Source organism: Niastella vici (assembly GCF_002077945.1).
GTDB lineage: Bacteria > Bacteroidota > Bacteroidia > Chitinophagales > Chitinophagaceae > Niastella > Niastella vici.
The window spans coordinates 82,107-93,312 of record NZ_LVYD01000065.1; the positions used below are offsets into that span (position 1 = coordinate 82,107).

Here is an 11,206-nt window from a genome sequence, read left to right on the forward strand (position 1 = left end):
ATGAAATGGTTTCAATATAAAACAGCAATAGTTACAGGTGTTTTTTTATTAAACAGTTTTTTGTTTTTGTCATGTGGTAGCAGTTCAGGCAAAAAAGAAGTGAAAGCTGAAGTTGTTGCCAAAGAGCGGGAAGAAAAAGAGCCTGAAGGTATAGTGGAGCTTTCTGAAGAACAATTAAAAGCAGTTGGTATAACCGTTGGCCCCTTGGAACAAAAGAATCTAAATGCTGTAGTTAAAGCCAGTGGCCAGTTGGCTGTACCGCCACAAAACAAAGCAGACGTGAATGTATTGATGGGTGGCATTGTTCGAAAAATCACCATATTGGAAGGGCAGGCGATCCGTAAAGGGCAAACAGTAGCGTGGTTGGAGAACCAGGAATTTATAAAAATTCAGCAGGAATACCTGACTACTAAAAGTGCTTTTGCATTTACACAGGAAGAGTTAAAACGTCAGAAGGAATTAAATGAAGCGGAAGCTGGAACTGGCAAAGTATTACAACAGGTGCAGGCGAATTACAATACAGAAAAAGCAAAATTATCAGGACTGGAAAAACAGTTACAGCAATTGGGTATTAATCCTTTATCGGTAGCAAATGGAAATTTGGTAACACAGGTTTCGGTAACAGCACCTATTAGTGGAACCATCGGGCATATAGCAGTAAACACCGGGACCTTTGCTGAACCTGGTAAACCGCTAATGGAGATTATTGATAACTCACAAATTCATTGTGATCTGATCGTATTTGAAAAAGACTTGTTTAAGGTTAAAGTAGGACAAAAAGTAAATTTTATTCTCACCAATCAGAATAACCAGGAAATACAAGGAGAAATTTATGGCATTAACAAGTCGTTCGAGGATGAAAGCAAGGGCATTATTGTTCACTCTATTATCAGGAATGCTGACCGGTATAAACTTATTCAGGGCATGTACGTTACGGCATTGATTGATATAGGTAACCAGGTTACAAAAGCTGTTCCCGTTGATGCATTGGTGCGGTCTGAGGGGAAGGATTATATCTATATACTGGTTGGCATGGAAGAAAAAACAAATGAAAAAGATAGTTCCGGTGATAAAAAAAGTGAGGCAGAAAATCATTATCAATTTAAAAAAGTAGAAGTGACAACAGGTGTAACAGAGTTGGGATATACACAAATTACCCCTTTGGAAGAATTGCCGCAGGATCCAAAGATTGTAACAAAAGGAGCATTTTATGTGTTGTCTAAATCGAAAGGTGGTGAAGAAGAAGAGCATTAAACATGGTTAATCCAAAGTAATAGTGCAACAAATAATAATTGGAAGTTTGGTCATTAGCCTATTGCATGGCATCCTGCCTAACCATTGGCTTCCCATGCTTGCAATCGGACGGAAAGAAAACTGGGATTTAAAGGAAACTGAGCAGGTTACTTTAATTTCCGGTCTTGCGCATGTGCTTAGTACAGTAATAATCGGCGTTTTACTTGGATTAATTGGCATTGAGTTAAATACCCACATCGAACATTTTACACATGTTATTGCGCCTTCCATTTTAATATTAATTGGGCTATATTTTATAAGACAACATTATGTGCATCATCATTTTCATTTGGAAAATCAGAAAATAACGGGCAAACCAAAAAGCAAAATCATTGGCGCCCTGGTTATTGCCATGTTTCTTTCCCCTTGCCTGGAGATTGAGGCATACTTTTTAATGGCTGGTGCAAAAGGATGGTGGTTATTAACGATTATATCACTGATGTACTCCCTTATAACCATTGCCGGCATGCTTTTTTGGATAAGGTTTGCCTATAAAGGCTTGCTAAAATTGAATTGGCACAAATGGGAACATAGTGCAGGATTAATATCAGGTGGAGTTTTAATAGTAACAGGCATTTTATCATTTTTTATCTATTAATGATTATGGAAAAGTTACAAATCAATTTAAATCTTCTATTGCCCGAAATACCCGATGAACGGGACGCATGTGTAGAGCGGGTTATTTCAATAATGGAGAAACAAAAAGGGATTGAAAAGGTACATTTGATCCCAAGTAATGAAAATAATAAAGCGCAATTATGCTTTCATTACGACCACGATGTAATTTCTTTAGATCAGATTCAGCGATTAGCAAAAGAAGCCGGAGCTGAAGTGACCGAACAATATGGACACTTGCTACTCGAAGTTTTAAAGATAAGGGAAATGATGGAGGCAGGCGTTATAGAAAATCAGTTGAGAAAATTGCCTGGCATTGCCGATGTATCTGTATCAGCAACGGGGAATATACGTGTAGAGTTTGATCAGTCAAAAACCAATAAAGAACAAGTTGTAAACGCTATAAGTAACCAGGGATTACAAATTAAGTCTGCCTGGCATGTTGCTCATACCGGGGAACATAAGCATGATCATAAAGAAAAAGAAGCCAAACATACACATGAAGGAGCCGAGGAACACGACCATGAGCATGAACATGGCGAGGCTTCCGGTTGGAAAGCGTATCTGCCTGTAATTATCAGTTTTCTAATGCTTATTGCCGGAATTGTTGCAGATAATTATTTAAAACCCGGTTTTTTTACAGGTTATATCCGGTTGATATGGTATAGCGTTGCCTACCTCCCTGTTGGCTGGCCGGTAGCGGTGAAAGGTTTAAAGTTGCTGATTAAAGGAGATGTATTCACCGAATTTGTTTTAATGACCATTGCTACATTAGGTGCATTTTACGTAGGTGAATATCCTGAAGGCGTTGCTGTAATGCTATTTTATACGGTAGGTGAATTGTTCCAGGATGCCGCAGTTAATCGTGCCAAAAGAAGTATCAAAGCATTACTTGACATACGGCCTGAAACAGCAACAGTGTGGGAAAACGGGAATTATAAAGAAGTTTCGCCGGATGAAGTAAAAGTAGGTGACACTATTCAGGTAAAAGCAGGTGAAAAAGTACCACTCGATGGGGAAATGCTTAGCGAAGGCAGCTCCTTTAATACGGCGGCGTTAACCGGCGAAAGTAAGCCATCTGCCATTTCAAAAGGAGAAACGGTGCTTGCCGGTATGATAAATCAAGAAAAGGTAATAGAACTAAAAGTTACTAAACTTTTTAATGATAGTTCACTGGCCCGCATTCTTACAATGGTACAGGAAGCTACAACCCGTAAAGCTAAGACAGAACAATTTATACGAAGGTTCTCGCGTGTGTATACTCCGATTGTTGTATTACTTGCTGTTGCCATTACCTTAGTTCCCTATTTTTTTGTGCAGGATTATGTATTTAATCAATGGTTGTACAGAGCATTAATATTTCTGGTTATTTCTTGCCCTTGTGCATTGGTTATATCTATTCCGTTGGGATATTTTGGTGGTATTGGTGCGGCATCCCGCAATGGAATTTTATTTAAAGGCTCAAATTACCTGGATCTAATAACGAAGGTAAACCGGATAGTAATGGATAAGACCGGTACACTCACAAAAGGTGTTTTTAAAGTACAGGAAATAGAAAGTTATGATTTGCCAAAAGAAGAATGGCTGCCAATGGCGGCTGCATTGGAAAGTAAATCTACTCATCCTGTTGGAAAAGCAATCGTAGAATATGCCGGTGATAAGATAAATGGTATTGTAGTTGATGATTTGGAAGAAATCAGCGGACACGGTTTGAAAGGGAAAATTAGCGGTAAAGAAGTGTTGGCAGGGAATGTAAAGTTGATGAACAAAATGAATGTGCCCGTGGGTGATGGATTAAATAAAATTACTGACACTATTGTTGTAGTAGCTATTGATAGAAAGTTAGCCGGGTATTTAACTATTGCCGATGAAATAAAAGAGGATAGTAAGCTGGCGATTGACGGCTTACATGAAATGAAAATTCAATCAACCATGCTGAGTGGTGATAAACAGGCGGTGGTGGATAATGTAGCCAGGCAGTTGGGCATTGATAAAGCCTTCGGAGACTTGCTGCCCGAAAATAAAGTTGAGAAGGTAGAACAAATTAAAAAAGAACCCAAAACGGTCGTGGCCTTTGTGGGTGATGGTATAAATGATGCCCCGGTATTAGCATTAAGTGATGTGGGTATTGCAATGGGTGGTTTGGGAAGTGATGCGGCTATTGAAACGGCGGACGTTATCATTCAAACAGACCAACCTTCCAAAATTGCCACAGCGATCAAAATTGGCAAAGCAACCAGTAAAATTGTATGGCAAAATATAGGGCTCGCGTTTGGCGTAAAATTAATTGTACTTATACTTGGTGCAGGCGGGCTGGCTACCATGTGGGAAGCAGTATTTGCAGATGTTGGAGTAGCATTGTTAGCAATTTTAAATGCCGTTAGAATACAAAAGATGAAGTTCTGATAAAACAGTATGCTAAATTACATTTGATACAATTACCAGAATGGAATTAATTATAACAAGCATCATTGCATTTGCAAGCACAAACATTGATGACATCTTTATACTGATGTTATTTTTTGCCAATAAGGAATACAAACCAAAGCAAGTGGTTTTAGGTCAGTATATAGGTATCATTGCTTTAATTGCAATTAGCTTTATTGGTTCACTGATAAGCTTGTTTATCGACCAGAAATACATAGGATTACTTGGACTTTTACCTGTTTATTTTGGCATCCGGGGTATCATTCGGCTAATCCAATACAAGAAAGAAAATGAACAAGAAGCAAAAGTGAGCACAACGAGATCAAACAAAACCCTTTCTGTTGCAGCCGTGACCTTTGCTAACGGTAGTGACAATATTGGAATTTATATTCCTCTTTTCGCTACACTCTTGATACATCAGAAGATAATTATGGTTGCCATATTCTTAGTAATGATAGCAGTATGGTGTTTAGCAGCACGGTATTTAAGCAAGCATTGGGCAATTGCAAATACAATTGATAAATATGGTCATATTATTACTCCTATTGTACTTATTCTATTAGGTGTTTATATCCTTTACGAAAGTCAGAGTTTAGGTCTTTTGTGGTAAAAGGGCACACTGCTGATATCAAACTTGGATTAATTTGAATCATTCGGCTATTTGCTACTTTAAAACTAACTACAACTTCCTTTTCCCTTTTAGTTGTAAAGTATACGTTTTGTTCAATTCTTCACCATCACCTAAAGCAATACCAATTTTATCGAGATAATTCAAAAAAATATATTAATGGAGAGTGACATGGGTGAAACATTGATGTTCCTGATACATATATCGAACAATTTGGCCGGAAATAAAAAAGCAGCTTTAGATGGTACAGCCTATTTTAAAACGAAGTATGTTTGGATTTGAAAAATGTTGCGTGTTATTTAGAAATAGGTTGAATGGAATAACGGCACTTTCAAATCAACAGGCGGTAACATTTCAGATGATGTATTTTCTGTAGTATCGACGGCCATTAGCTGGCGCCCCACTGCGCAAACAGTTATTCGTTTCAATTATCGGTACAACTGGCAGCAGGATATTTTAGGAAATCCACCCGCAAAGCTGTCTGGCTTTAAGTTTGGGCTTTCGACGTATTTCTGATGATCGGATAGGAAGTTCTATATTTCAGCTTTAACTAGCATATAGAGTTTCTGCCAATTTTTTAAAAGCAGCCTGATCATCGCCCGTTGCCTGAGAAAACGCCGCCGGGCAGATGAATATGCCCGCTTCCGGATCATATCGCAACACCATCATTGCGCCTTCAAACTGAAATTGCCAGACAAGGCTTCCGGCTTGCTCTATTTTGCTTTTAAAAGTGATGCCAATTTTTTCACAAAGCCATTCGGTCGTTTTGTGAAAGAGTGCAGCATCACACACTCCCATAAGCACCGCTTCGCAATATCCGTTTACTGTTTGTAATATCATAATATAACTGTTTTCGGTACGGGCGTTCAATTTTATTTTGTGTGTGCAAATGTCGGATTTTCCCCATTGTTAGAACAGCCTGACAATTGCTTAAAATCAAGATATTTCGTTTTAACATCAACAAAAATGCAAACACTTGTACTTTTACATGCAGACGCACGTGCGCAGGAACTGAGCTACTAATTTTAATTCGGTAAAACTGTCGGGCTTTTTTATGAAATCAGACGCGCCCAAGGCAAGGCACCGCTCTTTTTCAAGGGCGAGTGGAGAAGTAGTGAATATGATGACTGGAATATGCCTGTATCGGGGATGGTTTTTTAAACGCTTCAGCGTTTCCATGCCGTCAATTTTGGGCATATTCAAATCCAGCACGATCAACCTGGGAAATTCAAGCGCTTCGGCAAGGGCATCGAGATATTGGAATACCTGCCCACCGCCATATAAAAAGTGAATCCAGTCACCAAAGGCTATTTCGTCGAACGCGGCGCTCAACAATTGGCGATCTTCCTGGTCGTCGTCTGCAATTAGGATGTGCGGCTTTTTTGACATAGGAGTATACTTCCAGGTACATGAATTCAATGCAAAATATCCAGGCTTCGAATTATGCTCGGCCACATTCATAACACACCGCACAGTGCACAAGGTATTCCAGAAATGGCCGATGTTACATCATTTGGAATGAATGCTACCAATTTTAAGGGTATCGGCATTAAGGGGCGGTTGAAGGATTTGTTAGTGCTAAGGATAGGGTTTCTGCGGTTAAAAAAGTGATAAAAATCACTACTGGGGTCTAACCAGGTCAGCTTGATATCTATATAGGGGTACGTCTTAAAAGTTGTAAGGTTAATTTCTTAAGGTAGATATGTCTGTATGATAGTTGGCTTTTCAATAATCAAGCATGTGTTATTGTAAATGCGGGTAAATAGTTAAAAGGGCAATCAGAAAGAATTATATAACTAAAGTTAATAAATATTAATGCAGATGGGGTTATTATTTTTTTGATCTATGTCATGCTGAATTAAACAGACTCCAAATAAGGGAATCAGAAGCCATTCCCTTCCTCGGGCCAGCTATTTAGTGCAGCCATTGGAATGCATAAAATAGTACATAGTATATCACTGCTTATATAACACACAACCTTTTCTATTGCTCAACAACCAGTATATAAAGCCCATCAGACTCTTCTATACTATATTTATACCCTTCCGATAAGGATCGAAAAATTAAATTTCTGTTATTTCCGTAGATACAAGCTTTTACCAATATGGCAACCACATCGTGAACAGTAGCCTTGAATTTTATTGTTCTTTTTCCAATTTTGATTTGCCTGGGCGCCCCATCTGTCAAGTAAACCAGTTTGGTAGGAACCTGTGTTGAAAGTCCCAGTTTATGTAAGCATGGGCGCCGGATGGCATTATACGGGTTTTATCACGATGCACAATAGCATGAGCAATCTCGTCGAGTGATGGTAGGATCTTGTCTAAAACAGGATCATATCCGGGTATAATATAGATGCCTTGGGCAATGCGTTCGATTTTATTTTCTTTATATAATCTATGCAAAGTGGTTTTTATAACATTCTGGGTACCAATTTTTTTAAAGTCGCCTGGGAAAATAAGATCGCTTTTCCTTTTGCGGGCAATTGCCCTGAGAATCTGTAATTGTATTGAAGCCGCCATACTGTTACAAATATGTTATAAAAATGTAACAAACATACATTATGAATCAATTACTTATGATAAATATTGAAAATATTGCCAGTAACTATTTGTTTTAGTTTCTTTGTCCCAGTACCCAAGCCCCTGACATAAAAGAAATATTTCAAGCTCGTCTCGGAAATAACACAAAAACAGGGCCTGCCAATATTATTATCCTGGCACCTGGCAGTTTCATTCTCATGTTAATGATCATATACATGCGGGCATGATTGCGTTGTATGATGTGCGGTAATATTTACTACAAATGAAAACGGGCTGGTCTTATGACCCGTTTTCATTTGATCTGTCGCTTTATTACTTTTTCATAATCACCCAAATGGTGGTTTCCAAAAGATGGTTCACTTTGAACTTCTTTTCAAAGCTATCATACCATGCCAGGTCGGCATCACTATTGAACTCGGCATCCAGGAAATCGTGAAATAAATGCTTTTCCGGAAATGAGCGTTTTAAATTATTAATGGTTAAGGGAATTATTTCATCTTTACCGGAAACAGAATAGAAATATTTCTTCTCCCTCCTTATTCCTTTTCCCTGGGAAACATTCTGATCTTTAGAATATATCCATATCACACCTCTTTCTATAAATGTATAAGGCACAAAGTTCCAGGTGCGCACTATCGTACCCTTGTTCTGATAGGCGAAAATATCATCTTTAAACAACTGTTTTTTTTCGCCATTATGCTTAACAGTAATGAAAGGCTTCTCAAAAAATTCATTAAAATGAATTTTATTGATTTCTGCTCGTGTGTTACCAGCGTAAGACAACATATTATTTTCAAAATCTCTCTCGGTAAGATATATACCACTTTGAACGCGCTGAGCATTGGCATAGGTGCCCGAAAAGGCAACAAATACAATTGCCACAAATATTTTTTTCATAAACTAAATTTTAAAATACTCTTTGAAGCAATAAAGTGGACGGGATGAGTACCCGTCAGGCAGCAGCAACTGCCTATAGAGCCCTGCAGGAAATTATTACGGGCAATTAGTGAAAGCTCGAATCAAATGCGAAAAACACAATTACGAACAAACAGGCTAACTTTTCCAGTTGATGGGGGGCCATGTGTTGTTGGGTATGCTAAAACAGGCGAATGAATAAAAAAAGCAGATAATGTAAAGGGTGAATAAGCTGTGACAGGCAAGATTGGTTTTGGAAGTTTAAACCCTGCATCAACCGTTTTCTGATCCTGGCCGATTTTAAACTGTTGGTGCTCATCATGACAGCAACCATTTACCTGATTAATGCAATGCTCGCCTTTGCCGGCTTTTACCATGCCGCAATAAGGGCAGGCATTAGATTTATCTTTCCCGTGCCCTAACCCCCAGGCAACCAACCTATCCATACAATAGTGGCGGTATGTATTAGCTCCAATAGAGGAGACAAGATAAACCAGGGCTAATATGGCGACGAGGAACCGTTTCATGATTTATGTAAACTGTCACATCACAAAGTTACTGTAATTAGGATGGTCATTAGTTCTCAAATTTTAGAAAAGATTTACTTGTTGAAGTATTAATTGCCATTAAAGAAGGGTGCCAGGCTTAAATGATTTATAAATTGAAATGCTTCCAAACAATGTATTTAATTTCTTTAATTCCTGCACTTTTACAAACCCGTCCTCAATTAGATAGACCGGCAATAATCCCTTTACATTATCACGGGTAGTTGCAAAACCATCCAGCAATTGAACCAGATAAAATAAAAGCCTTGTTCCCATATTACCGGGTTTTCCCCAATCAGCTATATTGAACTCTCCATCAGGTTTCAATACCCTGTACACTTCTTTGAAAGTCCGGTGCTTATCCTCATTACTCAGGTGATGAATCATAAGACTGCTGACTACTACATCAAAAAAATTTTCCGGGAAAGGAAGCTGATAAGAGTATCCCTGAACGAGCTTTACGTCTGTATGTTGTTCTTTTATCTTCCTGGCAGCAATTGCAAGAATAACAGGATCACCATCCAGGCCTGTAACAATTGCGGAAGGGAATTCATTTTTTAGCATCAGCGATAAAGTCGCTGTTCCACAACCAATGTCTAATACCCGTTGCGGTTTTTTATTAGTAAAACTGTTAATGAAATATGGTTTCCATGCTCTTTCCCGAAGTAGTTTCTCCAACACAGGATCATATAACCTGGTCAGCCGGTTATATTTTAAGGCAGGTATGTAAGTGGATGATTTGGGCATAAAAACATTTAATTTTATTGCTTTATCAATTATCCTTTTCTTGATGAATTATGGCTGATCATGATTTTCCATTTGCCATTTACTTACTTTAATACAGATGTAGCAACACCTTTCCGTTTTATTTCTGAATTATCTTTCACAAGAACAATTGTATAATTATACGTTTCAGAAGCAAAAGCATAATTGCCGGCAACCTGTACTTCACCTGTATAGTCACTAAACCTGAATGATTTGAATTCTTTCAATTCAGGGGTCAGGTGATGCTCCAGATAATGGGAATAACTTCCCTCGCTTGCGCCAGATTCATATATCCTGGAATCTGCCGTGAACAATTTTTCCGCCCCTTTCACCTCTAATTTTTCAATAGCATTATTGTATTGTTTTAGCACCGCTTTTATTGCGTCTGTATCTTTATTTTGGGCAAATACACCCAAAGCCAGGAAGCTAATTACTAATACAAACACTGCCTTTTTCATATTCTATGTTTTTAGTTGAAAAATGTTTAGAGGAATGTTTCCATTGCATACATGAGAATGCCGCTAATAAGTTAGTGTAATACCTGCCCCCAATCCCATATCGCTGTCCAAATGGGTGGAAAGGTTAAAGTATTTGGTTATGATATACCTGAAGCCAACCTGGTATTCCTTATCAGTGTTAACCAGAAAGTTGAACCGTAAGCGTTTTGAAACCGGTATATCTTCCCGTTTTAACTGGAAGCGCAGCTTCCCCTCACTGTCAATAGAACCATCGGCGATGATTAACATGGGTAATGTGTATTCAACACCTGCATGGAAAACCTGTCTAAAGTTTTTTGTATTGGTTTGTCCGAACAAATTTGTGCGTGGAGCGAGCAGTTGTCCGAACAAATTTTTTTCAAATGGGTTGTCTAAGGTTCGTTTACGGAAGTCCCAGCCAATATATGGAAATAACCATTGCATTCGCCCTAAGTATCTTCCGAAATGACTTTCACTTTCGTAACCATCATGCTGATTTATGCCTATGCGCCATTCTGTCTGCAATCGGTAACGGGTATTGGCAAACATCAGTTCCCCGTCGCTACCATTGCTTTCTAAACCAACCTTTGCCATGGGATGTATCATCCTGTCATCAGCAAATAATTTCCGTTGCGCCAATTTAGGGCTAGGTATTTCAGGGTTGGGCAAATTATTGTCATACCTGAAAATTCTGCCCATGCCGCTCATCATATGGTATAAAATGTGGCAATGAAAAAACCAGTCTCCACCGGGTTCCGTGGCTGCAAATTCTATGGTATCCTGTTCCATCGGCATCATGTCTATGATATTTTTCATAGGAGCATACTCGCCCTGGCCGTTCAGCACCCTGAAATCATGGCCATGCAGGTGCATAGGGTGCCGCATCATGCTGTTGTTGAAGAGGATGAGCCGCACGTTCTCCCCTTTTTTAATAAGAATCCTATCGCTTTCAGAAACCACTTTGTTATCCAGACTCCAAACGTAGCGGTTCATATTTCCGGT

General features: G+C 38.8%; 11 protein-coding genes and 2 pseudogenes. 5 read left to right on the forward strand and 8 right to left on the reverse strand.

The annotated features are described in order from the left end of the window. From A3860_RS29655 to A3860_RS29670, 4 genes are all read left to right on the forward strand, one after another. The gene (locus A3860_RS29655) at window positions 1-1,254 is read left to right on the forward strand and encodes an efflux RND transporter periplasmic adaptor subunit (RefSeq protein WP_081153543.1); all 1,254 of its coding nucleotides are present in this window, start codon (window positions 1-3) and stop codon (window positions 1,252-1,254) included. Between the two features lie 94 nt (window positions 1,255-1,348). Then, window positions 1,349-1,891, forward strand: coding sequence for an MntP/YtaF family protein (locus A3860_RS29660; RefSeq protein ID WP_245843656.1), 543 nt, complete (start codon window positions 1,349-1,351; stop codon window positions 1,889-1,891). Window positions 1,892-1,896: 5 nt separating this feature from the next. Continuing rightward, a complete protein-coding gene (locus tag A3860_RS29665; protein ID WP_245843657.1) occupies window positions 1,897-4,314 on the forward strand; it encodes a heavy metal translocating P-type ATPase in 2,418 nt (805 codons plus the stop codon). A gap of 40 nt (window positions 4,315-4,354) precedes the next feature. Further along, the gene (locus tag A3860_RS29670) at window positions 4,355-4,945 is read left to right on the forward strand and encodes a cadmium resistance transporter (protein WP_081153545.1); all 591 of its coding nucleotides are present in this window, start codon (window positions 4,355-4,357) and stop codon (window positions 4,943-4,945) included. Window positions 4,946-5,509: 564 nt separating this feature from the next. Here A3860_RS29670 and A3860_RS29675 read toward each other — a convergent pair. The 3 genes and pseudogenes from A3860_RS29675 to A3860_RS42365 all read right to left on the reverse strand — a co-directional run bounded on the left by A3860_RS29675 (window position 5,510) and on the right by A3860_RS42365 (window position 7,482). Beyond that, entirely contained in the window at window positions 5,510-5,803 is a 294-nt protein-coding gene (locus A3860_RS29675; protein WP_081153546.1) for a hypothetical protein, read from the reverse strand. Between the two features lie 144 nt (window positions 5,804-5,947). After that, on the reverse strand, window positions 5,948-6,352 hold the full coding sequence (locus A3860_RS29680) for a response regulator (RefSeq protein WP_158085402.1): 405 nt from the start codon (window positions 6,350-6,352) through the stop codon (window positions 5,948-5,950). A gap of 594 nt (window positions 6,353-6,946) precedes the next feature. Next, window positions 6,947-7,482 (reverse strand): annotated as a pseudogene (locus tag A3860_RS42365) (DUF6088 family protein). 196 nt (window positions 7,483-7,678) lie between these two features. Here A3860_RS42365 and A3860_RS42370 point away from each other — a divergent pair. After that, window positions 7,679-7,753: pseudogene (locus tag A3860_RS42370) on the forward strand (hypothetical protein); the annotation flags it as partial. Between the two features lie 62 nt (window positions 7,754-7,815). Here A3860_RS42370 and A3860_RS29695 read toward each other — a convergent pair. The 5 genes from A3860_RS29695 to A3860_RS29710 form a co-directional block, all read right to left on the reverse strand. Next, window positions 7,816-8,400 carry a hypothetical protein gene (locus tag A3860_RS29695; protein ID WP_081153552.1) on the reverse strand — a complete coding sequence of 195 codons (585 nt, stop codon included), beginning with the start codon at window positions 8,398-8,400 and terminating at the stop codon, window positions 7,816-7,818. Window positions 8,401-8,522: 122 nt separating this feature from the next. Then, window positions 8,523-8,945, reverse strand: coding sequence for an HYC_CC_PP family protein (locus tag A3860_RS40710; protein ID WP_143774323.1), 423 nt, complete (start codon window positions 8,943-8,945; stop codon window positions 8,523-8,525). 99 nt (window positions 8,946-9,044) lie between these two features. Next, a complete protein-coding gene (locus A3860_RS29700) occupies window positions 9,045-9,710 on the reverse strand; it encodes a class I SAM-dependent methyltransferase (RefSeq protein ID WP_081153553.1) in 666 nt (221 codons plus the stop codon). Between the two features lie 83 nt (window positions 9,711-9,793). Next, window positions 9,794-10,186 (reverse strand): nuclear transport factor 2 family protein, encoded by a 393-nt coding sequence (locus A3860_RS29705; RefSeq protein ID WP_081153554.1) that lies wholly within the window; start codon window positions 10,184-10,186, stop codon window positions 9,794-9,796. 63 nt (window positions 10,187-10,249) lie between these two features. After that, the coding region (locus A3860_RS29710) for a multicopper oxidase domain-containing protein (RefSeq protein WP_158085403.1) at window positions 10,250-11,206 on the reverse strand (957 nt) is incomplete at its 5' end.

What these genes read in the sequence shown, in the direction of transcription:
- A3860_RS29655 (WP_081153543.1), top strand. Translation starts at nt 1, where the DNA reads ATGAAATGGTTTCAATATAAAACAGCAATAGTTACAGGTGTTTTTTTA.
- A3860_RS29660 (WP_245843656.1), top strand. Translation starts at nt 1,349, where the DNA reads ATGCTTGCAATCGGACGGAAAGAAAACTGGGATTTAAAGGAAACTGAG.
- A3860_RS29665 (WP_245843657.1), top strand. Translation starts at nt 1,897, where the DNA reads ATGGAAAAGTTACAAATCAATTTAAATCTTCTATTGCCCGAAATACCC.
- A3860_RS29670 (WP_081153545.1), top strand. Translation starts at nt 4,355, where the DNA reads ATGGAATTAATTATAACAAGCATCATTGCATTTGCAAGCACAAACATT.
- A3860_RS29675 (WP_081153546.1), bottom strand. Translation starts at nt 5,803, where the DNA reads ATGATATTACAAACAGTAAACGGATATTGCGAAGCGGTGCTTATGGGA.
- A3860_RS29680 (WP_158085402.1), bottom strand. Translation starts at nt 6,352, where the DNA reads ATGTCAAAAAAGCCGCACATCCTAATTGCAGACGACGACCAGGAAGAT.
- A3860_RS29695 (WP_081153552.1), bottom strand. Translation starts at nt 8,400, where the DNA reads ATGAAAAAAATATTTGTGGCAATTGTATTTGTTGCCTTTTCGGGCACC.
- A3860_RS40710 (WP_143774323.1), bottom strand. Translation starts at nt 8,945, where the DNA reads ATGAAACGGTTCCTCGTCGCCATATTAGCCCTGGTTTATCTTGTCTCC.
- A3860_RS29700 (WP_081153553.1), bottom strand. Translation starts at nt 9,710, where the DNA reads ATGCCCAAATCATCCACTTACATACCTGCCTTAAAATATAACCGGCTG.
- A3860_RS29705 (WP_081153554.1), bottom strand. Translation starts at nt 10,186, where the DNA reads ATGAAAAAGGCAGTGTTTGTATTAGTAATTAGCTTCCTGGCTTTGGGT.